Below are 22,845 nucleotides of genomic sequence, written 5' to 3'. Positions count from 1 at the left end.
CGCCGGGAGGAGGTTCCCGGAGCCGCCCGCGCGGACGGCAGCAGGCGGATCGGGCGGGACGGCCCGCTCGTCCTCGCCGGGCGGCGGGCTACGGGGCGACGCGGCCGTTCGCTGTGAAGGCGGCGGCCGTGAGGGGCATCAGCTCCTGGAAGTGCGTCTCCATCTGCTCGGCCGCCATCTCGATCTCGCGCTGCGGGAAGGAGGGGAACGTCGAGTCCTCGCGCTTGGTGCGCAGGGAGAGGAAGTTCATCAGCGAGCGGGCGTTGAGCGTGACGTACATCGACGAGTAGATGTTCAGCGGGAGGACGATCCGGGCGACCTCGCGGGCGACGCCCTCGCCGAGCATCCGCCGGTACGACTCGTAGGCCTGCGTGCTGACGCGGCGCGTCTCCTCGGCGACGAGCTCGGCCTGCTCCGCGGTGCCGGGCTCGAAGGAGTAGGCGCCGGGCTTGCCGACCTGCACGAGATTACGGCGGGGGCCGGGCACGTAGAAGACCGGACGGAGCTCGCGGTAGCGGCCCGACTCCTCGTTGTAGGAGGCGATGCGGTGCCGCATGAACTCGCGGAAGACGAAGATCGGCGCCTGCACGTAGAAGGTCATCGAGTTGTGCTCGAACGGCGAGCCGTGGCGGTCGCGCATGAGGTAGTTGATCAGGCCGCGGTCGCGCTTGCGCTGCAACTCGGCGTCGGACTCCTCGCCGTCGAGCGCCTCGGCGAGCGTCTTCTCGCCCTGGGTCGAGACGCGGGCCGCGAACAGCACGTCGGAGTCGTGGGCGCTCGCACGGACCAGCTCGACGACGACATCACTGCGGAAGACGGGACTACTCGGGTCTGCGCTGAGGCTGCTCTGTTCGGTCACGGATCGAACCTAGACCACGCTCCGACCGCGGCCGTCGTCACATCCCGAAACAGTCGTCCGCGCAGCGCCCGCGCCGACCTACGCTTCCCGGATGGAGCCCGTGACGATCCTCGCCGCACTGCTCGGCCTCGTCGTGCTGGGCGTCGTCCTCGGGGCTGTCCATCGGGCCCGCTCCGGGCGCGTCGCGAGCGCCCCCTCGCGCCAGGACCCCGCGATCGACCCCGGCGAGCTCGTCCCCGGCGCAGTGCTCGGGACCCGGGCCACAGTCGTGCAGTTCTCGACCGACGTCTGCACGCGGTGCCCTGCAGTGCGACGGATGCTCGGGGAGCTCGCCCAGCAGCGGCCCGGGCTGGCGCACCTCGACGTCGATCTGACGCACCGCCCCGACCTCGCGGCGCGCTTCCGCGTCCGGCAGACGCCCACGCTCCTCCTGCTCGATCGAGACGGAGTGCCGCGCAGCCGCATCGGCGGCGCTCCGACCCGCGCCGCCCTGACCATCGAGCTCGACCGACTCCAGGAGACATGATGGGCACCCGCTCCCCCTCCACCACCGGCGCCACTCCCCCGTCCGGCACCGTCGATCCCCGCGGTCCGAGGGTCGCCGCCGGAGTCACCGCCGCACTCCTCCTCACGGCCGTGGGCCTCGGGCTCGCGGCCCCGGCCCGGGCCGACCTCGACGGCCGGCTCTCCCAGCCCGGCTTCCTCCTGCTGCTCGCGCTCGCCGCCCTCTTCGCCTGGTCGGCCGCGCGCGGCGTCGGCTCCGGCCCCTGGGCGGTGCTGTTCCGCCGGGTGGTCCGGCCGCACCTGGCACCGCCGCGCGAGTGGGAGGACGCCCGCCCGCCGCGCTTCGCCCAGCTGATCGGCCTGGTGGTGACCGGCGCCGGCGTCCTCCTGCACGTCGCCGGCGTCCCGGGATCGGTTCCGGTCGCCGCGGCCGTCGCCTTCCTCGCCGCCTTCCTCAACGCCGTGTTCGGCCTCTGCCTGGGCTGCGAGCTCTACCTCGTGCTCGCGCGGGCCGGCCTGGTCGGGCGCTCGGCCGGCTCCCGGGCGTGAGGCTCTAGGCTGGGTCCGCTTCGCGGGCGGCCCGCGACCGGCTCCGGGAGGCACCATGAGCGACTCATCCGCACGGCACTCCGACCACGACGGGACCACGGACTCCGGCTCGCCGCGACGCGCCACGCGCACGCCGGGCGAGCACGTGTCGACGCCGTCCGAGCTGCCCTCGGCCCGGCCGGACGCGTCCGCTCCCCGGCTCCGCGTCCTGATCTCGGGCGCCAGCGGGATGATCGGCTCCGAGCTGACCCGCCAGCTGCGCGCCGAGGGGCACGAGATCCTGCGCCTGGTGCGCCACGCGCCGTCGGGCCCGGACGAGTTCCACTGGGCGCCCACCTCGCACATGCTCGACTTCAGCGTGCTCGACCGCGTCGACGCCGTGATCAACCTCTCCGGCGCCTCGATCAGCCGCCTGCCGTGGACCGCGTCCTACAAGCGGGAGATCCTCGACTCGCGGATCCAGTCCACGCAGACCCTCACCGACGCGATGCGGATGTCCTCGACCCCGCCGACGACGCTGATCAACGCCTCCGCGGTCGGCTACTACGGAGACCGCCCGGGCGAGGAGCTCACCGAGCAGTCCTCGCGCGGCGACGGGTTCCTCGCCGACGTCGTCGACCGCTGGGAGAAGGCCGCTCACCTCGCGCCCGAGGCCACGCGGGTGGTCACCGCTCGCACCGGGCTCGTCCTCGGCGACGGCGGCGCGCTCAAGCCGCTCCTGCCCCTGACGAAGCTCGGCCTCAGCGGACCCCTCGGCAGCGGCAACCAGGCCTGGCCCTGGATCAGCCTCTACGACGAGGCCGCGGCGATCCGCCACCTGCTCACGTCCTCGCTCTCGGGCCCGGTGAACCTCGCCGGACCGGTGCCGGCGACCGCGAACGACGTGATGCGCACCCTCGCCGAGCAGCTGCACCGCCCGTTCAAGCTGGCCGTCCCCGAGAAGATCATCGAGCTCGCGCTGCGCGACGCCGGGCACGAGCTCCTGCTCTCGAGCCAGCGCCTGGTCCCCCAGCGGCTGCTCGACGACGGCTTCGAGTTCCGCCACCGCACGGTCGGCGCGGCGCTGGAGTGGGTGCTCGCCTGATCCCGGCCGCCCGAGCGGTTCTCGCCCGGAGAGCCGCGCTCGAGTCGCGGCCGAGCGGTCAGGCCGGAGCCTCGTGCTCCAGCGCGATGGCCCGGCGGATGGCGCCTCGGGCGCGCTTGCGGTCGCCACTGGCGTCGTAGGCGAGGCCGAGGCGGTACCAGGCACGCCAGCTCCCGGGCTGCGCGTCGACCTCCTCCGCGTACTGCGGGAACAGCGCGTCCGCCTCCTCCCGGAGCGGACGCCCGCTGGCCCGCGAGTCGAGGACCTCCTGCGGCAGCGCGTTCTCGCCCTCCAGCCGACGGGCCAGCTTCTCGGCGCGGAGCCCGAACAGCAGCTCGCGCACGAGCCCCCAGACGCCGACGGCGCCGAGGATCAGCAGGCCGACGCCCATCACGATGCCGGGCACCGTCGCCGCGGCGAAGGCGACGACGGAGTACTGCAGGCAGACGAACAGGTAGAGGGCGAGCAGGACCGCCATCAGGACGACGCCGATGCGGGTCCTCACGGGGTGCTCGTCGCTGCGGCGGCCTGGCCGGACGGAGCCCGGTCGACGACGGGCTGCTCGTCGACCGGCCGCTCGTCGAGAGGCGCGGCGTCGAAGGCGGCGCGCAGGTCGATCAGCGCGTCGAGGCCCACCACCACGCCCGTGGTCGTCCGGACCGCGTCGAGAGCGCGCAGGACGCCCTGCTCGTAGGACGCCTGCGAGGTGGTGTCGTGCCGGATGGTGACCGTCTCGCCGGTGCCGCCGAAGACGACCTCCTGGCGCGCCTCCACTCCGGGCAGGCGGAGGCTGTGGACCGGGACGCTCGCGACCTGCTGGCCGCGGGCCCGCTGGTCGGTGTGCGGAGCCTGCACCGGACCGAGCTCGGCCCGGGCGCGCAGCAGCAGCTCGGCCGTGCGGACCGCGGTCCCGGAGGGCGAGTCGACCTTGCGGGCGCCGTGGGTCTCGACGATCTCGGCGGCGTCGAAGAAGCGCGCGGCCACGGTGGCCAGCGCGGTCGCGAGCACCGAGCCCAGCGAGAAGTTGGGGATGATCACGACGCCGGCCTCCGGCTGCTCGGCGACGCTGCGCCGGAGGGCCGCGATCCGGTCGCCGGTCCAGCCGGAGGTGCCGACGAGCACCTTCCTCCCGTTGGCCACGGCGAAGTCGACGATCTGCTGGCTGACGGCCGGCACGGTCATGTCGACGACGACGTCGGCCGCGAGCATCTCGGCGGGATCGCTCCGCGAGCCGAGCCGCGCGACGAGCGAGAACTCGCTCGACGCCTCGATGAGCGAGCAGGTGAACGAGCCGAGTCGGCCGGACGCGCCGACCACGGCGACGGAGGTAGTCACCGACTCAGCGTAGCCCGCGGCTCAGTACGGCTGGGCCTCGGGCAGGCCGGTGCGCAGCTCCACGGGCAGGTGCGAGAGGTCGTTGTGCACGACGAGCACCGGCGGCTTGCGGGAGCGGACGCGGATGATCGTCAGCCCGCAGTTGGCCTGGTTGAGGCCCAGCCACCGCCAGTCGGGAGCGTCGAACACGTGGCGGACGAACCAGCCGATCACGAAGTTGTGGGTGATGAGGAGGTCGTGGCGGTCCTCGCGCGACGGCGCCAGGAACTCGGCCACCGCGTCCTGCATCTGCGCGTGCCCCGCCTCGATCTCGGCCGCGGTGACGCTGCCGAAGAAGGGCTCGAACGCCTTGGGCATGTCCGGGGTCGGCCCCGAGGGGATGCAGTCGAACAGCAGCGAGGACGGCTGGAGCGGCAGGCTCGGCAGAAGCGTCTGGAAGCGCGCGGCCGTCTCCTCGGCCCGGCGCAGCGGCGAGTGCCACGCTCCGGTGAAGGGGACTCCGCCGAGCCGCTCGGCGATGAGCCTCGCCTGGCGCTCACCACGGGCCGAGAGCGGGCCGTCCGGCATGCCGTGCTCGGCGTCCTGCTGCTCGCCGTGGCGGACGAGGTAGATGTAGTGGGACACGGGGTCCTCCCTGGTGCGGCGCGGCGGTGCGCGGTCAGCGGGCGTTCGACGATCGGATCAGATCGCGGAGGCGCTCTCGATCCCGGCGATCCCGGCGAAGGCCGACTCGTCGACCGCGCCGACGGCCGAGATCGACGACGGCCCCCGGGCCAAGTCTGCCGCGAGTGCCTGGACGTCCTCCGCGCCGACGAGGGCGAGTCGGCGCAGGCTCTCGTCGAGGTCGACGAACTCGCCGAAGGTCAGCTCGGCGCGTCCGAGGCGCGACATCCGGGTGTCGGAGTCCTCCAGCGCGAGCGCCGCCGCTCCCGAGAGCTGGCCGCGGGCGCGGGCGAGCTCGTCGTCGGTGACGCCGTCCTCGGCGAGGCGGTGGAACTCGGTGAGCAGGAGCTCGGCGACCGTCCCCGCCTTCGCCGGGGTGCACGCGGCGTAGAGCCCGAAGAGGCCCGCGTCCGAGTAGGACGGGGCGAAGGAGTAGACGGAGTAGGCCAGGCCGCGCTTCTCGCGCACCTCCTGGAACAGCCGCGAGGACATGCCGCCGCCGAGGATCGAGTTGAGGACGCCCATCGTCATCCGCCGCTCGTCGCCCGCGGCGAGACCGGGGAAGCCGACCAGCAGGTTCGCCTGCTCGGTGGGGCGGTGCACCACCGACAGGGCGCTGCCGCGGGTGTAGGACGCACGGCCGCCGACGCGCCGCTCGACGGGCGGGGCCGCCGTGCCGAGGTCCCAGCCGTCGGCGACGAGGACCCGCTGGAGCAGCGCGACGAGCGCCTCGTGGTCGACGGCGCCGGCGACGGTGATCACCACGTCTCGCGGGCGGTAGGCGGCGCGGTAGTGCGCCCAGACCGCGTCCCGGGTGGCCTCGCCGATGGTCGCGGCGGTGCCCCCGATCGGGCGGCCCAGCGGGTGGTCGCCGAACACGGCCTCGAACAGCTTCTCGCCCGCCACGTCGGCCGGATCGTCGTCCGCCATCGCCAGCTCCTCGAGGATGACCCCGCGCTCGGTCTCGAACTCGTCCGGATCGATCAGGCTCGAGGTCACCATGTCGGCGATCACCTCGACCGCCATCGGGAGGTCGCGGTCCTGGATCTTGGCGTAGTAGCAGGTGTACTCCTTGGCGGTGAGAGCGTTGTGCTCCCCGCCCACGGAGTCGAAGGACACGGCGATGTCGAGGGCGGACCGCTTCTGCGTGCCCTTGAACAGCAGGTGCTCGAGGAAGTGCGTCGAGCCGACGTTGGAGGGCACGGCGGGCTCGCCCGCGGTCGCGGGGCGGCCGGGCCGCTCGTCGCGAGAACCCGCGGCGACCCAGAAGCCGATCGTGGCGCTGCGGGCGCCGGGCACCGATTCGCTGAGGATGCGGACACCGCTCGGGAGGACGGAGCGGCGGACCGTGGATCCGCCTGCGGCCCGGACTGACGTCTCCGGCTGGTCGAGGGGCAGTGCGACTCCGTGATTCATCGTGCCCACCCTAGGCCACCGCGACGGCGGCCCGAGCCGGGCTGTCGCGCCGTGGCGGGAGAGGTGCAGGGGGCGTCGCGGACGGGCGCGGTCAGCGGCGCGCGCGCTCCAGCGCGGCCAGGTGTCCGGGGTCGAGCTCGAGCGAGACCGCGCGCACCAGCGCGTCCACGTCGGCGGGTGAGCGCGGGGCGACCGTCGCGGCGGTCAGCCGCGGCCGGCCGAGCAGCCAGGCCAGGGCGACGGCGGCGGGAGCGGCCGAGAGCTCGGCACCGATCGCGTCGAGGACGGCGAGGACCCGGCGTCCGCGGCGCCCGAGGTGGGCGGCGGCGAGTGCGCCGTCGGGCAGGCGGCCGAGCTCGCGGCGGGTGCGCTCGGCGCCGCGGAGGAACCCGTGGGCGAGGGGGACGGTCGCGAGCAGGGCGAGTCCCTGGCCGGCGGCGACGAGGCCGAGATCGCCCTCCGAGCCGGGCCGCTCGAGCAGGTTCCAGCGGACCTCCGCGCCGGCGAGGCGGGGCAGCCCGTGGGCGGCCAGGACGCGCGCCTCGAACAGCTCCTCCGGGGAGAACCCGGAGGCGACCATCGACCGCACCAGCCCGCGCGCCAGCAGCACGTCGACAGCGCTGAGGAGCTCGTCGAGGCGCCCGGCCCCGTCGGGGCGGACCGCCAGCACGTCGAGGCGATCGGTGCGGAGGCGGCGCAGCGCCCCCTCGACACGGTCCACCAGCGCACGTGGCGTCGCGGGGGCGCCGACCGGAGCGGCGAAGCGGCCGATCAGGAGGAAGCGGTCCCGGTCGCGGTGTCCGGCGGGCCAGCCGCCGACGCCCTCCGCGAGGCTCGAGTCGGTGACGACGACGCCGTTGCCGCCCCACGCCGCGTAGCGCTCGAGCAGCGCGGCACCGTCGTCGCGGCCGAGCGCCGCCGCGTCGAGCACGAAGGGGAAGAGATCGTGGCCGGAGTCGCCCATCGGCCGGCGGTGCGAGGGTGCGACGGCGGTCGGCTCGACGGGGCCGGTCTCGGCGAGGACGCCGCTCGAGGAGGCTGCGCGGGAGGCCGCGGGCGGGAGCGGGACGGCACTGTGACGGGGAGCCCGCACGACGGCGCCGGTCCTGTCCCTGGGCACGCCACCACTCTCCCTGCGGCGGCTCGGGTCCCGCCAGGGGAGAGAGTATCCGAGCGCCGGAGCCGCCACTCCGCCGGGTCGCGCACGGTTCACCAGATCGTTACACGGGCGCCGCCGGCGGGGTCGACTCGCGCCGGGCAGCGGTGCGGCGGGCCCCTCCGTGTCGGCCGTCCGGGCTAGATTCGCGACCATGGACTCCGCCACCCCGACCCCCTCCGAGACCGCCGCCCCGACCTCCGACTCCCCCGAGCGGGAGACGTCCGCGCCCTGGTGGACGAGCGCCGTCGTCTACCAGATCTACCCGCGCTCGTTCGCGGACTCGAACGGCGACGGCATCGGCGACCTGGGCGGCATCCGCTCGAAGCTCGACCACCTCGCCGACCTGGGGGTCGACGTGATCTGGCTCTCGCCGGTCTACCCGTCGCCGCAGCACGACAACGGCTACGACATCTCGGACTACGAGGACATCGACCCGCGGTTCGGGACGCTGGAGGAGTTCGACCTGCTCCTCGCGGAGGCCCACGAGCGCGGCATCCGCATCGTGATGGACCTCGTGGTCAACCACACGAGCGACGAGCACGCCTGGTTCGTCGAGTCCCGCTCCTCGCAGGAGGACCCGAAGCGCGACTGGTACTGGTGGCGCCGCGGGCGCCGCTCGGCCGAGCCCGGCCGCGAGCTCGAGGCGGCCGCCGGCGCCGGCCTCGACGTCGCCGAGCCGAACGGCTGGCGCTCCTACTTCTCCGGCCCGGCCTGGACGCTCGACCCGGCGACGGACGAGTACTTCCTCCACCTCTTCGCGGTGCAGCAGCCGGACCTCAACTGGGAGAACCCCGAGGTGCGGAACGCGGTGCACGCGATGATGAACCGCTGGCTCGACCGCGGAGTGGACGGCTTCCGGATGGACGTGATCAACCTCGTCTCGAAGGACGTCGGAGCCGTCGACGGCGAGCAGGGCGGCGCGGGCATCGTCGGAGGGGTGGGTCCGCGGCTCCACGAGTACCTCCGCGAGATGCACGAGGCCGTGTTCGCGCACCGCGAGGGCTCCTTCCTCACCGTCGGCGAGATGCCCGGGGTCACCCTCGAGGAGGCGGTGCTCGTGACGGATCCCGAGCGGCGTGAGCTCGACATGGTCTTCCAGTTCGAGCACGTCGGCATCGACCACGGAGTCGACAAGTTCCACCCGGTGCCGCTGGACCTGGTCGCCTTGAAGGCCAACCTCGCGCGCTGGCAGGACGGCCTGGCCGAGCGCGGCTGGAACAGCCTGTACCTCGGCAACCACGACCAGCCGCGTCTCGTCTCGCGCTTCGGGGACGACGGCGCGCACCGCTACGAGTCCGCGACCCTCTGGGCGACGCTCCTCCACCTCCAGCGCGGCACGCCGTACATCTACCAGGGCGACGAGATCGGGATGACGAACGTCCCGTTCGCCGGCATCGAGGACTTCCGCGACGTCGAGTCCCTGAACTACTGGGCCGAGGCCGTCGGCGAGCGCGGCGAGGACCCGGCGACCGTGCTCGCCGGGCTGCGCGCGCAGAGCCGCGACAACGCCCGCACGCCGGTGCAGTGGGACGACAGCCTCCAGGCCGGCTTCACGACCGGCGAGCCGTGGATCGCGGTCAACCCGAACGCCGCCGAGGTGAACGTCGCCGCCGATCGGGCCGCCGAGCGGTCGGTCTTCGAGTACTACCGGGCGCTGATCGCGCTGCGGCACGCCGACGAGACGGTGCAGCTCGGCCGCTTCGCGCTGCTGGAGCCCGAGCACCCCGCGCTCTTCGCCTTCACGCGCACCGGACCGGGCGAGCTGCTCGTCGTCGGGAACGTGTCCGGCGAGCCGATCGACGTGCCGCTGCTCGAGGAGTGGGCGGCTGCCGAGACGGTCCTCGGCAACGTCGCCGGTGCGACCGGGTCGACGCTCGGCCCGTGGGAGGCGCGCATCCTGCGCCGCTGAACCTCGCCGCGCCCCGCTCCGAGCCCGGCGCGGGGCGCGGCGCCCGACGGCGGTGGACCAGCGGGCGAGGGCCTCAGGCGGAGACGCGGTCCAGCTGGGCGATGTCGCTGCGGGTCAGCGGGAGCGCGGCCGCCGCGAACAGCGACTCGAGCTCCGCGGCGTTCCGCGCCCGGACGATCGCCGCCGAGACCTCCTGGTGCGAGAGCACCCAGGCGAGCGCGACCACGCCGGGCTCCGTGCCGTGGGCCCCGGCGATCTCGTCGAGGGCCGCGAGCACGCGGGAGCCGTGGCGGCCGACGTAGTCCAGGCCCGCCTCGAACAGGGCCGACTCCGGCTCGTCCGTGCGGCTGCGCAGGGCGCCGGTGAGGTAGCCGCTCGCCAGGGGCAGCCGCGCGAGGGTGCCGAGCTCGAGCCGCACCACCTCGGGGGCGACGTCGGTCTCGTAGGTCCGGCGCTCCATCAGGCTGTACTCCGACACGACGGCCGAGAGCGACGGCAGCGCGAACGCGGTCGCCGTCTCGTGCAGCGCCGTGATCGCGGCTCCGCTGAAGTGCGCGGCGCCCAGGGCGCCGACCGAGCCGTCCGCCAGGAACGGCGCGACCGCCGCCAGGCTGTCGGCGATGGGGATCCCGGGGTCCTCGCTGTCGAACGAGAGCAGGTCGATCCGGGTGCCGAGCCGCTCGAGGCTCCCCTCGATCGCGATGCGGACGTCCTCCGGGGCGAGGCCCGGCGCGTCCGGGTGCCTGCCGACCTTCGTCGCGACCAGCATCCGCTCGCGCAGCCCGCTCTGCTCGAGCCAGCGGCCGATCATGTACTCGCTCCGACCGGTCGCGTAGTGGTCCGCGGTCGAGATCAGGGTGCCGCCGAGACGGCCGAACGCGTCGAGCACCTCGGTGGTGTCGTCGATCCCGGCGGCCCAGCCGAAGACGGAGCCGTCGAGGGCGAGCGGATGCACGGGGAGGCCGGTCCGACCCAGGGTGCGTGAGAGGAGGGGCGTCTCCGGCTCGGTGGCCAGGGGCGTCGGGTCGGTCACGGAGTCCTCCGGTCGGGGCGGTGCGGCGCGGTCCCGCCACCGTACCCCATGCCCCCGCCGACGACGGACGCCCGCCCCACCGGAGTGGGACGGGCGTCACGGTCGTGCAGGAGGGATCAGCTCTCGGCGGGAGCCTCTGCCTCGGCCTCCTCGGCCACGACGGGCGCGAGGGACAGCTTGCCGCGGTCGTCGATCTTGGTGATCTGGACGAGCAGCTTCTGACCGACTCCGAGGACGTCCTCGACGTTCTCGACGCGCTTGCCGCCGGCGAGCTTGCGGACCTCGCTGATGTGCAGCAGTCCGTCCTTGCCGGGGAGGAGCGAGACGAACGCGCCGAACGTCGCGAGCTTGACGACGGTTCCGAGGAACTGCTCGCCGACCTCGGGGTTGGTCGGGTTCGCGATGGCGTTGACCTGCGCACGCGCGGCCTCGGCCGACGGGCCGTCGACGGCTCCGATGTAGACGGTGCCGTCCTCCTCGATGGAGATGTCGGCGCCGGTCTCGTCCTGGATCGCGTTGATCGTCTTGCCCTTGGGGCCGATCAGCTCGCCGATCTTGTCGACGGGGATCTGCACCGAGATCACGCGGGGCGCGGTCGGGGCCATCTCGTCGGGCTGGTCGATGGCCGCCGTGAGCACCGCGAGGATCGTGGTGCGGGCGTCCTTGGCTTGCTTGAGCGCGGCGTCGAGCACCGACGACGGGATGCCGTCGAGCTTCGTGTCGAGCTGGATGGCCGTGACGAACTCGGCGGTTCCGGCGACCTTGAAGTCCATGTCGCCGAGCGCGTCCTCGGCGCCCAGGATGTCGGTCAGCGCCGCGTAGCGGGTCTGGCCGTCGACGACGTCGGACACGAGGCCCATCGCGATGCCCGCGACCGGGGCGCGCAGCGGCACTCCGGCGTTGAGGAGCGACAGGGTCGACGCGCAGACCGAGCCCATCGAGGTCGAGCCGTTGGAGCTCAGCGCCTCGGAGACCTGGCGGATCGCGTAGGGGAACTCCTCGCGGCTCGGCAGCACCGGCACGAGGGCGCGCTCGGCGAGGAAGCCGTGCCCGATCTCGCGACGCTTCGGCGATCCGACGCGGCCGGTCTCACCAGTCGAGTAGGGCGGGAAGTTGTAGTGGTGCAGGTACCGCTTCTTGGTGACGGGCGACAGCGAGTCGATCTGCTGCTCCATCTTGAGCATGTTCAGCGTGGTGACGCCCAGGATCTGGGTCTCGCCGCGCTGGAAGATGGCCGAGCCGTGGACGCGCGGGATGACCTGCACCTCGGCGTCGAGCGGGCGGATGTCGGCCAGGCCGCGTCCGTCGATGCGCACGCCGTCGCGGAGGATGCGGCCGCGGACGACCACCTTCGTGACGGACTTGTACGCCGCTCCGACCTGGTTGTAGGCCTCGGCCGAGAGCTGGCCCGAGGCGATGCGCTCGGCGATCTGCTCCTTGACGCGCGCCTTGAGGGCGTCGTCGGCGTCCTGCCGCTCGACCTTGTCGGCGATCTGGTACACGCGGACGAGCTCGTCGTAGCTGAGCTCGGCGACGTTGTCATAGGTCTCCTGCGCGTAGGGCAGGAACACCGGGTAGTCCTTGACCGGCTTCGCGGTCTCGGCGGCGAGCTTCGCCTGCGCCTCGACGAGTGCGCGGAGGAAGGGCTTGGCGGCCTCGAGGCCCTCGGCGACGACGTCCTCGCTGGGCTTGGTCGCACCCGCCTTGATGAGGTTCCAGGAGGACTCCGTGGCCTCGGCCTCGACCATCATGATGGCGACGTCCGAGGAGCCGTCCTCGTTGGTGACGACGCGGCCCGCGACGGTGAGGTCGAAGACGGCGTTCTCCAGCTGGGAGGCCTTGGGGAAGGCGACCCACTGGTCGTTGCCGGAGCCGTCGGACATGAGCGCCAGGCGGACGCCGGCGACCGGGCCGGAGAACGGCAGGCCGGAGATCTGCGTGGACGCGCTCGCGGCGTTGATCGCGAGGGCGTCGTAGAACTCGTCCGGCGCGATGCTGAGGACCGTGATGACGATCTGGACCTCGTTGCGCAGGCCCTCGACGAACGAGGGGCGCAGCGGCCGGTCGATCAGACGGCAGACCAGGATCGCCTCGGTGGAGGGGCGGCCCTCGCGGCGGAAGAACGAGCCGGGGATCTTGCCGGCGGCGTAGGAGCGCTCCTCGACGTCGACGGTCAGCGGGAAGAAGTCGAAGTTGTCCTTCGGGTTCTTCGATGCCGACGTGGCCGAGAGGAGCATGGTGTCCTCGTCGAGGTAGGCGGCGACGGCGCCCTGAGCCTGCTGCGCGAGGCGGCCGGTCTCGAAGCGGACGGTGCGGGTGCCGTACGAGCCGTTGTCGAGAACGGCTTCGGCGAATGTGATTTCAGGACCTTCCAAGAGGTCTGTCTCCTTAACGTCTGCAGCGGCGCCCCTTCTGGGCGCCGGCGTTCGTCGGAGCAGCGGTCCGGTCAGGAATCGAGACGATCCCACGGCAGGGCTTCGCGCCGCGCCGTCGTGTGGAGGGCGTTCGTGCTGGCCACCAGTAGAAGAGCTCCGGGCTGTCGCGACCTGTGCCGCGAGCGGGACGTGCCGCCTGCGACTCGTGCCGCGGCGGCCCGTGCTCTGTCGCACGCTGCCGCCGTCCGGGACTCCACCACCGAGGACCAGCTTCCTGCCGGCCTGCTCCGTGGCTCGAATCCTGGGTCGACCGGCGGTCGCTTTCGGATTCGGAACCGGTTCATGCTATCAGCCGCGGTGCGGTTCCTCCATGGACCGCGCCGACCCGGCAGGCCCTCCGCCCGTCAGCCCCGCGTCTCGTGCATCAGCAGCTCGACGCGCAGCCCGCCCCTCACCGTCACGATGCGGGCCGGCACGCGGGGCGACCTCCCCGCCTCCGAGAGCCGGGCGAGGGCGGCCTCGACCACGTTCTCGAGACCGCGCGGCACCTGGCCGACGAGCCCCGAGGGGCGCTGGGCCGCGAACAGGCGGACCGGCATCGGAGCGTCGACGCGCTCCTCCTCCGCGGTGCGGCGCGGGATCACGGCCGTGACCTCGTCCTCGCCGAGGGCGAGCACCCGCGCGATCTCGTCCTGGTGCGGCCGGGAGTCGGCGAGGCGGAGGAGGGTGTCACCGCGCCGCGACTTCGGGCGCAGCTCGTAGTCGTAGTCGTCGAGCTTGCCCGAGCCGCGGTCGTCGGAGGGGAGGGGGTTCGCGTCGCCGCGTCCGAACGGGAAGAGCTTCATGCCCCCATTGTCCAGCGCGCGGCCCCTCCCCCGCTCGCGTCAGGCGGTGCGCCGCATCCGGGCGATCGCCGCGAGCACCAGGACGAGCACGACGGCGACGAAGCCGAGCAGGACCGGGACGGCCGGCAGGAGGGCGAGCGCGGCACCGATCGCCAGGACCGGGACCGCGAGGCCGAGGTAGGCGGCGAGGAACACGGCCGCGAGCACCTCGCCGCGGGTCTCGTCGGTGGCGAGCGAGCCGGCGACTCCGAGCGCCAGGCGGAAGAGCAGGCCCACGCCCGCTCCCGCGAGCACCCCGCCGACGATGAAGGCGGACACCGAGACGATCACGGCGCCGGTCGCGACCAGCAGCAGCCCGGCCGTCAGCGCCACGGCCGCGAGGCGGAGCGCCGTCCGCGAGGACAGCCGGATCGAGACCAGCTGCGCGACGGCTCCGGCGGCGAAGACCCCGAAGGAGACCGCGCCCGCCTCGAGGTGGGAGGTCTCGCCGAAGCGCGCGGCGAGGAAGGTCGGCGCCAGCGAGGTGAAGAGGCCGAGCACGGCGAACCCGGCGAACGCGCCGACCGCGGCCGAGAGGAAGACGCCGCCGGAGGCGGCCGGCACGGCCAGGCGCTGCGGACGGTAGGCCGGGAGGACCTCGCGCCGCTCGACCGTCTCGGGGACGAGCGCGACGCCGATCCCGAGGACGACCAGGAGGACGAGGAACACGGCGTACGGGACGACCAGGGGCTCGCGCACCGTCACGGCGAACACCCCGCCGACGAGCGGGCCGAGCGCCAGCCCGCCCATGTTGACGAGGGCGGAGACGGCGCGGGAGGTGCCGTGGCCCTCCTCCGGGCGGGCGACGGCGCGCAGCTCCGAGAGGTGGGCGGTGGCCGTCGCGGTGAGCGCGCCGACGCCGAGCCCGGTCAGCAGGCGGGCGAGGATCAGCCCGGGCACGTCCGGCCAGAGCAGGAACACGGCGGCCGCCAGGACCTCGACGAGGATCGACGCGAGCAGGATCCGGCGGCGGCCGAGCCGGTCGCTGACGTGCCCGGCGAGGAAGAGGCTCGCCACGACTCCGACCGCGTACGCGGCGAAGACCACGGTGACGACGAAGGCCGGGAACCCGTCGCGCTGCTGGTAGATCGCGTAGAGCGGTGTCGGCACGGTCGAGAACGCCATCACCGTGAGGAAGGCGACGGCGATCACCCAGAAGCCGTGGCGGTGCGGGAGCTCGCGGCGGTGGACGGACGGGAGGGAGCGCTCGGTGGTGGTCACGGTGTCCACAGTGCTCCGCCCCATCATCCGTGTCCAACGGAGGATCACGGATGGATTGATCGTCCCTGTTGGATAATGGGCGCATGGACGACCGCCAGCTCGCCGCCTTCGTCGCCGTCGCCGAGGAGCTCAGCTTCACCCGGGCGGCCGCGCGCCTGTTCGTCGTGCAGTCGACCCTCTCGGCGAGCATCCGCTCGCTCGAGCAGGAGCTCGGCTCGCCGCTGTTCGCCCGCTCGACCCGGCGGGTGGCGCTCACCGCGGTCGGCGAGGCGCTCCTGCCCTCGGCCCGATCGGCGATCGACAGCCTCGACCGGATGCGCTCGCTCGCGGCCGACGACGCGGCGGGGCTCCGCGGGCGGGTGCGGGTGGGCACCTTCTCCGCCCTCGACCTCGTCGACCTGCCCGGCGCGCTCGGCGTCTTCCGCACCCGGCACCCGCTGGTGGACCTGCTCCTGCGCACCTCGACCACCGGCTCCACCGGTCTCGCCGAGGACCTGCGCCGCGGCCTGCTCGACGCCGCTCTGCTGGCACTGCCCGCGGCGCAGCTGCGGGGCCTGGCGGTGACGCGGCTGGTGCGCAGCGACTACGTCCTGCTGGTGGAGAGCGCGCATCCGCTCGCCGCGGCGGGACCGCCCTCCCCGCAGGACCTCGACGGGCTCACCTTCGTGGACACGCCCGCCGGCTTCGGCAACAGGGTCGCCGTCGACCTCGCCTTCCGCGAGGCCGGGGCGTCGCGCCGGGTGGCCACCGAGGTCGCCGATCTGCCGGGGATCCCCCGCTTCGTGCAGGCGGGGCTGGGGCCGGCGATCGTGCCGCGCGCGGGCGTCGAGCCGCTGGAGGGCGTCACGGCCCTCGCGCTCGACTGGCCGGGGCTGGTCTGGGAGCTCTCGGTCTGCACGGCGCCGCGCCCCTCCGCCGCGGTCCAGGCGCTCACGGCCGTGCTGGCGGAGCGGTCGGCCTAGGCCTCAGCCCTCGCGCAGGGGGCCGCGGACGATCGAGTCGCCGGAGTGCTCCGGGTCGTCGTCGAACGGCTCCTGGGAGACGTCCACGAGCGAGTACTCGGCGAGGTCGACGTCGTCGGGGACGGCGAAGACGCCGTCGGTCCCGTCGAGCACGCCGAGGCCCACCAGCCCGGAGGCGTCGGCGGCGAGGAGCCAGACCTCCCGGTACGAGTCGTCCGCGCTCTGCGCATCGAGGTGCACGTGCAGGCGGCGGGCGCCGTCGACGTCCTCCAGTTCCGCGGTTCCGCTCGCTCCCTGCCAGTCGGGGAGAGCGGCGAGATCAGCGCGCGCCACGACGGCGGCGGTGTCGTCGCTCCGCGAGGCCTGCCACCAGGCTCCGCCCGCAACCCCGATGACGAGCGCGCCGAGAGCGGCCAGCACGGCGCTCAGAGCGCGGGGCCGGCGGCGGCGCGCGGGACGGTGCCGTCCCCGGGGAAGGGCGAGCGGAGGCGGCACGGCAGCGGCCGACGACGGCAGGGCGCCGGGCCCGAGGTCGTCGAGGGCGAGCTCCTCGCGGATGCGGTCCCAGACGATCGCGGGCGGCGCCTCCAGCTCGACAGCACGGCTCGCACGGCCCAGGCCCGCGGCGTGGCCGAGCTCGACCAGCTGCCGGGCGCAGTCGGGGCAGTCGCGCAGGTGGGCCTGCTCGGCGTCGCTCGAGTGCTCGCCGAGGGCGAGCAGGGCGAGCTCGTCGGGATCGAGGTGGGTCATGTGCTGCTCACCTCCAGGCGGGAGCGGAGCCGGTCGAGGCTGCGGCGGATGTGGCTCTTGACGGTACCGAGCGGCAGGCCGGTGCGCTCGGCGATCTCGGTGTGGGTGAGGTCCTCGTAGAAGGCGAGGCCGATCACCCGCCGGGGGACGGGATCCAGGCGGGCCAGCTCGTCGGCGATCAGGATCCGCGCCTCGAGGTCGACGGGGGACTCCCCCTCCTCGACCGGCGTGACGGCGACGAGGGCCTCGGTGAGCCTCCGCTCGCGCGCCCGCGCCTCGTGCGCGTCCGCGATCCTCCTCCGGGAGATCCCCACCAGCCAGGCTCCGAGAGCCGCCCGTCCGGGGTCGAAGCCCGAGCGCGAGGTCCAGGCCGAGACGAAGACGCGCTGCACCACGTCCTCCGCGTCGCCGCGGTCGCCCAGCGAGCGCAGCGCCAGCGTGAAGACCAGAGGCGACCAGCGCGAGTACGCCTCGGCGAGCGCCGCCTCCTCCCCTGCGGCGAAGCGGCGGCCGAGCCGGGCCACGAGAGCGCTGTCGGCCTCGGCGCCGTCGGCGGGCTCGATGGTCTCGATCAGGGGGTCCCTCCAGGGCTGCGGGGAGCGCTGCCGCCCGGGGGCGTGCGGCGCTGCGAGGCTCATCGTACGTCGCTGAGGCTCGGGCGGGCGGATCAGCCGGCCGGGACGGCCGTGACCACCACGTTGCTGAGGTAGTGGCGGGTGTCGTAGTCGAAGTCGCCGCCGCAGGTGATCAGCACCAGCCGCGGCGGTCCGTCGGCGGCGAACACGGCCGAGAGGTCGACCGTGGTCTTCTCCGTGGTCTCCACCGTCGAGACGGTGTACGCGCGCTCCGCGCCGTCCGCGCCGGTGAGGGTCACGGTCTGGCCCGGGACCGCCTTCTTCAGCTCGACGAACGGCCCGAGGCCGTAGGCGAGGGAGTCGACGTGCGCGGCGATCACGACCGTGCCCTCCGGCTCGTCGAGGCCGGCGCCGAAGCGGTACCAGCCGGCGACCTGCGTGTCGGGCACGAGCTCCATCGTGCCGTCGTCCGCGACTCCGACCGGCTCGACGGCCATGTCGACGGGGAGCCCGTCGACGACGAGCCGCTCGGGAGCGAGCGCGGTGAGGGCGGGGGTCGCGCCGAGCCGGGCGTCCGCCACCGGGACGGACGGCACCGCTTCCGGCAGGGCCGCCGCGGGCGAGGAGGGGACCGTGGTCGGCACCGGCTGCTGGGGCGCCGAGGAGACGGCGGCGGGAGCGGGCTCCACCCGGGACTCCTGCGCCGCGCATCCGGCGAGACCGGCACCGGCCACGATCAGCCCGACCACGGCGAGGACGCGCAGAGGGAAGGGGCTCCGGCTCATGGCGTCCTCCTGGGTCGTGGTCGGGGGTGCCGGGACGGCCGCGCTCCAGCACGGCCGACCCGGCGGTCGGATCCTCGGGTCAGCGACGCGAGGCGGCGGTGCGGCGGCCGATCAGCACGGCGCCGGCAGCGGCGAGGGCGGCGAGCAGTGCTCCGCCCCACCAGCCCGCGGCGGCGTCGGGGCGGTTGTCCGCCGCGAGGCCGGCCTCACCGGCGGGGACGCCCGACGGCGAGGAGTGCAGTCCGTCGATGGTCTGCGTCGCGAGGGCGAGGTTGCCCTTCTCCAGGCTGCCCCAGGCGTAGACGATCGTGTTCACGCCCTCCTGGACCTGCACGTCGGCCGGGCCGATGACCGGCGCGGTGGTCCCGGTCGCGGCGACCACGGTCGAGATCGTGGCCGGGGCGAGGTTCAGCACGCCCTCGTTCGGGTTCGTCACGTTCGTCAGGACCGGCGACCCTCCGGCGAGGATGTCCACGGCCGGAGCGGCGGCGATGTGGCGGACCGTGAGCCGGCCCTCGCCCGCGGCGGTCTTCGAGATGTCGTTGGTGAAGAGGGTCGCGGTGGGGGTGTTGTCCGGCTTGAGGTGCGCCGCGACGGTGTAGCTCTTCCCCGCCTCGAGGCTGATGTCGATCGGGCCGATCACGGGGGCGCTGGCGTCCGCGGCGGTGGAGGCCGTGATGGCGACCTTGTAGGTGCCGGTGGGGAGGTCGAGCGGGCCGGCGAGCGAGCCGGGGGTGAAGTCGTCGAGCGTCAGCTTGCCGTCGACGTAGACGTCGACCGGGGTGTCGGGGACGGCGTGCAGGACCGAGAGGTCGGCCGAGTCGGCGTCGGCGGCGGCGGCGGGCGTGGCTGCGATGCCGACGACGGCCAGGGTTCCGATGCAGGCACCGGCGAGCAGGCTGCGGGAGAAGCGGGAGGTGGTCACGGTGTTCCTCTTTCACGATGGGACCCGCGAGGGGTCGGGGGGTGGTCGAGAAGGGCCTTCACCACTACTTCCGGCCGAGGCGCCTCCTCGGATGCACCCGGTCTGAGATTCTTCGAAAGAATTTCTGCCGGACACTTCGCGAGCCCCTCGCAGCGCTGGCCCGAGCGCCCGCGCCGGGCTAGCCTCCGACCAGGAGGTGCGGAGGATGGGCAGGCGCGGCGTGGTCCTCCTCCTCGCCGCCGCGGCGCTCACCACGGCGGCGGTCGCGGGCGTGCAGGGCTCCCTCGCCCCCCGGGCGCCGGTCGCCGACCAGGCCGCCGCCGCCTCCGACGCCCCCGCCCAGTGCGACGACGCCCGGGAGCTGCTGGCCGCCTCGTCCGCCTTCGAGGGCGGAGCGGGCGTGCCGGCCGGCCACCTCGTGGCCTGCCTCGACGAGGACCACCGGCGCCTCACGATCCACAACCGCACCCCCGTCGTCTGGAGTCTCGGCGACTCCTCGGTGCGGGGCGTGACGAGCGGGACGGACGGAGTGACGGGTCTGCTGAGCCTGCACGCGTCGCAGTCCTCCTCCGGGCTGCTCCTCGCACCCGGATCGGCGGCCTCGGTCTCGGCCGGCGACGGGAGGATCCGACCGCGGCCCGACGAGCCCTCGACCCGGCTGCAGCTCGCGCTCACCGCGGTGGTCGCGGCTCAGGATCAGGCGATCGGCCCCTCCGCCGGTCCCGACAGCATCATCCGCGGCGCCGCGCTCACCTGTGCGGTCGTGGTCGCGGAGTCGGACACCGGCTGGCGGGTGACCTCGCCGCGGGCTCTCGCCGCGGCGGCCGAGGACCCGGTGTGCGCGCGCGACTGGGCCCGCGCCCAGCGCAGCGCGGCGGCGTGGCGGATCGCCCTGCCCGGGCTCGTCGACGCCGTGGAGGCTCCCGGCCGCCCCGAGGAGGACACGGCGCTCCAGCGGGCCGCGGCCGACTGGTTCTCGGCCTCGAGCGGCTACTCGTGGGGCGGAATCGACCGCCCCGCTCCCCTGCCCTGACCGGCGCCGCGCGCCTCGTCCGCCCGGGAACGCGGAACGGGCCGCCCTCCGCGAGGAGGACGGCCCGTTCGGCAAGAAGTTCGCGGTGTCATCGAGACCGCGCCCTGCTCCAGGAGGAGCTAGCGGCGCAGACCGAGACGCTCGATCAGCGAGCGGTAGCGGTTGATGTCCACATCCGACAGGTAGCCGAGGAGTCGACGACGCTGACCCACGAGCAACAGCAGACCACGACGCGAGTGGTGGTCGTGCTTGTGCTCCTTGAGGTGCTCGGTGAGGTCCTTGATCCGCTTGGTCAGGACGGCCACCTGCACCTCGGGGGATCCGGTGTCACCGGGGTGGGTCGCGTACTCTTCGATGATCGCCTTCTTGACATCTGCTTCGAGTGCCATATATGGGATCCCCTCTCTCTCGTTGCGCGGTGCCCGGCGCCTGATGCGTGGGCTCTCTTGATCCGCGGCCGTCGAACGGCAACCGGACGACTCTACCAGAGGGAGGGCGGCATCAGGAGCCGGTGGCCCGGTTCCAGAGCACGACGAGCCACGGCGAGACCAGCAGCTGCCAGTAGACGAGCACGAGGACGTTGAGGACCACGCCGATCCAGCCGGCGATCGGCGGGCGCTTCTCGCGACGCCGGGCGCGGAGGGTGGAGACGGCGAGCAGGATCCCGGCGAGCAGGACCGCGTGCACGAGCGCGGTGTAGAGCACGCCGACCAGCAGGTCGCTGACGGCCTGGTCGCCCGGGTAGGCGCCGAGCGAGATGAGGGCGTACCAGACGAAGAACGACAGCGGGACGGCGAGGACGGCCAGGAGGACCGAGACGATCCCGGCTCCGTAGCGGCGGAGGAATCCGCGGGCTCCCGAGGCCGTGGCACCGGTCCGAGCGGCTCCGGCGCGGACGCCGCCGGTGGAGCTGCGCCGACCGCCCGTGGCGGCCGCCGCGCGACGCGCGCCCGCCTCGGCGGCGGTGCGGATCGAGCGTCGCGAGGGGGCGGCTCCGGCTGCTCGCGGGGCAGGAGGACCCTGACGCCCGGGCGCGCCGTCGGATGACGTGCTCATGCCTCTCACCCTAGGGGATGACCCCTGAGCCCCCGGATCGGCGCGACGCGGCCCGCCGGGGCGGCGGAGTCAGCAGAATGGAGCGAGTGAGCCAGACCCCCCGCGCCCCCCGGCGCAGCCACGTCCTCGACGTCTCCCCCCTCCGCGAGTCCCCGGCCTTCGCCCGGCTCTGGGCCGGCAACGTGATCTCGGGCATCGGCGGCCAGATGACGATCGTCGCGGTCGGCCTGCACATCTACGAGCTCACCGGATCGACCCTCGCGGTCGCGCTGGTCGGCGTGGTGGCGCTGGTCCCGACCGTGATCGCCGGCCTCTACGGCGGGATGCTCGCCGACGCGTTCGACCGCCGCCTGGTGCTCCTGCTCGCCGCGGTCGTGGCCTGGGGCTCGACCGCGGGGATCGCGGCCCTCGCCTGGCTCGGCGCCGAGACCCCGCTCTCCCTCTACGCGCTCACCGCCGTGAACGCGGTGGCGACGACGGTGATCGTGACCACCCGGATGACGCTGGCTCCGCGGCTGCTCCGCACCGAGCTGGTCCCCGCCGCCGCCGCGCTGGGCGGCATCGCGAGCGGAGTCGAGGTGACCGTGGGGCCCGCCCTCGCCGGCGTGCTGGTCGCCTCCTCCGGTTTCGCGATCACGTACACGATCGACGTCGTGCTGTTCCTCGCCGCGTTCCTCGGCATCGCGGGGCTGCCGGCGCTCGTGCCCGAGGGCGAGCGGCAGCGGCCGGGGCTGGAGTCCCTCCGCTACGGCCTGGGCTTCCTGAAGGGCGCCCCGAACATCCGGATGTCCTTCCTGGTCGACATCGTGGCCATGACCTTCGGACAGCCGCGCGTGGTCTTCCCGGCGGCCGCCGCCGTGCTGCTCGGCGGAGGCGCGGTGACGGTGGGCGCCCTCACGGCCGCGTTCGCGATCGGGGCGCTGATCAGCGGCGTCTTCTCCGGCCGGCTCACCGGGGTCCGCCGACAGGGCCTCGCGATCGGCCGCTCGATCCAGGTGTACGGAGCGTTCGTGGTCGCGTTCGGCGCGGTCCTGCTCGGTGCCGCACTCGTGCAGCACGACGCGTCGGCGCCGAACGCGGTGCTCATCGCGCTGGCGGCGGTCGCCCTGGCCGGCGCGGGCGCCTCCGACAACGTCAGCTCGATCTTCCGGCAGACGATGCTGCAGACCGCGGTCCCGGACAACATGCGGGGTCGGCTCCAGGGCGTGTTCATCGTCGTGGTGACGGGCGGCCCGCGGGTCGGCGACCTCTACACGGGACTGCTCGCCTCGCTCGCGCTGTTCTGGCTGCCGCCGCTCGCGGGCGGGCTCGCGATCATCGCGATCCTCGCCGCGGTTCTGCGACTCCGACCGGGGTTCCGTGGGTACGACGCCCTGCACCCGACGGCCTGAGCGGAGGGGCGTCTCCCTCGAGCCGGACGGGACAGCGCGCCCGCCCGCTCGGCTCAGGCCGGCGGACGGGCGCGCCGGGGATCAGTCGCCGGAGGCCGCGTCGGCGCCGCCGCCGTCGGTCAGCCGGTCGTCCGAGACCAGTCCGCTGTCGTCGTCGCGGCCCTCGACCCGCACCGGGCGGTAGACGTGGAAGCCGTCGTCGTCGGGCTCCAGCTCCCAGACCACCTCGACCTCCTCGCCGTCGATGTCGGCCAGGCGGGTGAAGGAGCGCTGCGGGGAGCCGTCGATCATCTCGAGGCGGATGCTCTCCTGCTCCGCTCCGCTGTCGAGGATGGCGGTGTACGTCGATTCGGTGTCCATGCCTCGACGCTAGACAC

24 protein-coding genes are annotated in these 22,845 nt (G+C 73.9%); 7 read left to right on the top strand and 17 right to left on the bottom strand.

The annotated features are described in order from the left end of the window. Positions 1-88: 88 nt before the first annotated feature. Complete coding sequence (gene thyX / locus C5C53_RS06215; protein ID WP_104226301.1) at positions 89-859, bottom strand: FAD-dependent thymidylate synthase; 771 nt, start codon at positions 857-859, stop codon at positions 89-91. Between the two features lie 91 nt (positions 860-950). On the opposite strand from thyX, the gene C5C53_RS06210 reads away from it, so the two are divergent. The 3 genes from C5C53_RS06210 to C5C53_RS06200 are packed head-to-tail and all read left to right on the top strand — an operon-like array spanning position 951 to position 2,996. Next, positions 951-1,385 (top strand): thioredoxin family protein, encoded by a 435-nt coding sequence (locus C5C53_RS06210; protein WP_104267086.1) that lies wholly within the window; start codon positions 951-953, stop codon positions 1,383-1,385. Next, positions 1,382-1,912, top strand: coding sequence for a DUF4395 domain-containing protein (locus C5C53_RS06205; RefSeq protein WP_258075380.1), 531 nt, complete (start codon positions 1,382-1,384; stop codon positions 1,910-1,912). Before C5C53_RS06210 ends, C5C53_RS06205 begins: the two co-directional genes overlap by 4 nt. Before the next feature lie 55 nt (positions 1,913-1,967). Beyond that, positions 1,968-2,996: a TIGR01777 family oxidoreductase gene (locus tag C5C53_RS06200; protein WP_104267084.1), complete on the top strand. Its 1,029-nt coding sequence runs from the start codon at positions 1,968-1,970 to the stop codon at positions 2,994-2,996. 58 nt (positions 2,997-3,054) lie between these two features. Here C5C53_RS06200 and C5C53_RS06195 read toward each other — a convergent pair whose 3' ends face one another. From C5C53_RS06195 to C5C53_RS06175, 5 genes are all read right to left on the bottom strand, one after another. Beyond that, on the bottom strand, positions 3,055-3,501 hold the full coding sequence (locus C5C53_RS06195; protein ID WP_104250175.1) for a hypothetical protein: 447 nt from the start codon (positions 3,499-3,501) through the stop codon (positions 3,055-3,057). Further along, positions 3,498-4,331 (bottom strand): 4-hydroxy-tetrahydrodipicolinate reductase, encoded by an 834-nt coding sequence (dapB, locus tag C5C53_RS06190; protein ID WP_104267083.1) that lies wholly within the window; start codon positions 4,329-4,331, stop codon positions 3,498-3,500. Before dapB ends, C5C53_RS06195 begins: the two co-directional genes overlap by 4 nt. A gap of 21 nt (positions 4,332-4,352) precedes the next feature. Further along, the gene (locus C5C53_RS06185; RefSeq protein WP_104224462.1) at positions 4,353-4,955 is read right to left on the bottom strand and encodes a histidine phosphatase family protein; all 603 of its coding nucleotides are present in this window, start codon (positions 4,953-4,955) and stop codon (positions 4,353-4,355) included. A 57-nt stretch (positions 4,956-5,012) separates the two neighbouring features. Then, a complete protein-coding gene (locus C5C53_RS06180; protein ID WP_104224504.1) occupies positions 5,013-6,410 on the bottom strand; it encodes a pitrilysin family protein in 1,398 nt (465 codons plus the stop codon). A gap of 91 nt (positions 6,411-6,501) precedes the next feature. Beyond that, complete coding sequence (locus tag C5C53_RS06175) at positions 6,502-7,530, bottom strand: aldo/keto reductase (RefSeq protein WP_181127725.1); 1,029 nt, start codon at positions 7,528-7,530, stop codon at positions 6,502-6,504. A 190-nt stretch (positions 7,531-7,720) separates the two neighbouring features. Here C5C53_RS06175 and C5C53_RS06170 point away from each other — a divergent pair, with 190 nt between their 5' ends. After that, the gene (locus C5C53_RS06170; RefSeq protein ID WP_104267081.1) at positions 7,721-9,478 is read left to right on the top strand and encodes an alpha-glucosidase; all 1,758 of its coding nucleotides are present in this window, start codon (positions 7,721-7,723) and stop codon (positions 9,476-9,478) included. A gap of 73 nt (positions 9,479-9,551) precedes the next feature. On the opposite strand, the gene C5C53_RS06165 is transcribed toward C5C53_RS06170, so the two are convergent. The 4 genes from C5C53_RS06165 to C5C53_RS06150 form a co-directional block, all read right to left on the bottom strand. Further along, the gene (locus C5C53_RS06165) at positions 9,552-10,511 is read right to left on the bottom strand and encodes an aldo/keto reductase (RefSeq protein WP_104233259.1); all 960 of its coding nucleotides are present in this window, start codon (positions 10,509-10,511) and stop codon (positions 9,552-9,554) included. 116 nt (positions 10,512-10,627) lie between these two features. After that, entirely contained in the window at positions 10,628-12,886 is a 2,259-nt protein-coding gene (locus C5C53_RS06160) for a polyribonucleotide nucleotidyltransferase (RefSeq protein WP_104226293.1), read from the bottom strand. Between the two features lie 404 nt (positions 12,887-13,290). Continuing rightward, positions 13,291-13,731 carry a hypothetical protein gene (locus C5C53_RS06155; protein WP_104226292.1) on the bottom strand — a complete coding sequence of 147 codons (441 nt, stop codon included), beginning with the start codon at positions 13,729-13,731 and terminating at the stop codon, positions 13,291-13,293. 39 nt (positions 13,732-13,770) lie between these two features. After that, positions 13,771-14,991: an MFS transporter gene (locus tag C5C53_RS06150; RefSeq protein WP_258075379.1), complete on the bottom strand. Its 1,221-nt coding sequence runs from the start codon at positions 14,989-14,991 to the stop codon at positions 13,771-13,773. A gap of 83 nt (positions 14,992-15,074) precedes the next feature. On the opposite strand from C5C53_RS06150, the gene C5C53_RS06145 reads away from it, so the two are divergent. Beyond that, a complete protein-coding gene (locus C5C53_RS06145) occupies positions 15,075-15,953 on the top strand; it encodes a LysR family transcriptional regulator (RefSeq protein ID WP_104226290.1) in 879 nt (292 codons plus the stop codon). A gap of 3 nt (positions 15,954-15,956) precedes the next feature. Here the strand turns inward: C5C53_RS06145 and C5C53_RS06140 are convergent, their stop codons facing one another. The 4 genes from C5C53_RS06140 to C5C53_RS06125 form a co-directional block, all read right to left on the bottom strand. Further along, the gene (locus C5C53_RS06140) at positions 15,957-16,703 is read right to left on the bottom strand and encodes an anti-sigma factor (RefSeq protein ID WP_104267079.1); all 747 of its coding nucleotides are present in this window, start codon (positions 16,701-16,703) and stop codon (positions 15,957-15,959) included. Continuing rightward, positions 16,700-17,341, bottom strand: a complete 642-nt coding sequence (locus C5C53_RS06135; protein WP_104267078.1) for an RNA polymerase sigma factor — start codon at positions 17,339-17,341, stop codon at positions 16,700-16,702. Before C5C53_RS06135 ends, C5C53_RS06140 begins: the two co-directional genes overlap by 4 nt. A 29-nt stretch (positions 17,342-17,370) precedes the next feature. Next, positions 17,371-18,063 carry a class F sortase gene (locus tag C5C53_RS06130; RefSeq protein ID WP_104267077.1) on the bottom strand — a complete coding sequence of 231 codons (693 nt, stop codon included), beginning with the start codon at positions 18,061-18,063 and terminating at the stop codon, positions 17,371-17,373. A 79-nt stretch (positions 18,064-18,142) separates the two neighbouring features. Beyond that, the gene (locus tag C5C53_RS06125) at positions 18,143-18,988 is read right to left on the bottom strand and encodes a DUF4397 domain-containing protein (protein ID WP_104224813.1); all 846 of its coding nucleotides are present in this window, start codon (positions 18,986-18,988) and stop codon (positions 18,143-18,145) included. 205 nt (positions 18,989-19,193) lie between these two features. Between C5C53_RS06125 and C5C53_RS06120 the strand changes: the two genes are divergently transcribed. Next, positions 19,194-20,021, top strand: a complete 828-nt coding sequence (locus tag C5C53_RS06120) for a hypothetical protein (protein ID WP_104267076.1) — start codon at positions 19,194-19,196, stop codon at positions 20,019-20,021. 119 nt (positions 20,022-20,140) lie between these two features. Here C5C53_RS06120 and rpsO read toward each other — a convergent pair whose 3' ends face one another. Together rpsO and C5C53_RS06110 are read right to left on the bottom strand one after the other, a co-directional pair. Continuing rightward, on the bottom strand, positions 20,141-20,410 hold the full coding sequence (rpsO, locus tag C5C53_RS06115) for a 30S ribosomal protein S15 (protein WP_068252328.1): 270 nt from the start codon (positions 20,408-20,410) through the stop codon (positions 20,141-20,143). 112 nt (positions 20,411-20,522) lie between these two features. Then, positions 20,523-21,077: a hypothetical protein gene (locus C5C53_RS06110; protein WP_104224815.1), complete on the bottom strand. Its 555-nt coding sequence runs from the start codon at positions 21,075-21,077 to the stop codon at positions 20,523-20,525. Between the two features lie 86 nt (positions 21,078-21,163). Between C5C53_RS06110 and C5C53_RS06105 the strand changes: the two genes are divergently transcribed. Further along, positions 21,164-22,468, top strand: coding sequence for an MFS transporter (locus tag C5C53_RS06105; protein ID WP_258075378.1), 1,305 nt, complete (start codon positions 21,164-21,166; stop codon positions 22,466-22,468). Positions 22,469-22,549: 81 nt separating this feature from the next. Here C5C53_RS06105 and C5C53_RS06100 read toward each other — a convergent pair whose 3' ends face one another. Then, on the bottom strand, positions 22,550-22,828 hold the full coding sequence (locus tag C5C53_RS06100; RefSeq protein ID WP_104224817.1) for a hypothetical protein: 279 nt from the start codon (positions 22,826-22,828) through the stop codon (positions 22,550-22,552). Positions 22,829-22,845 lie beyond the last annotated feature (17 nt).

It is taken from the genome of Rathayibacter sp. AY1E3 (genome assembly GCF_002932235.1).
In the GTDB taxonomy this organism is placed as follows: domain Bacteria; phylum Actinomycetota; class Actinomycetes; order Actinomycetales; family Microbacteriaceae; genus Rathayibacter.
The sequence above is the reverse complement of the archived record's forward strand: the minus strand, read 5'-3'. Positions and strand labels throughout refer to the sequence as shown.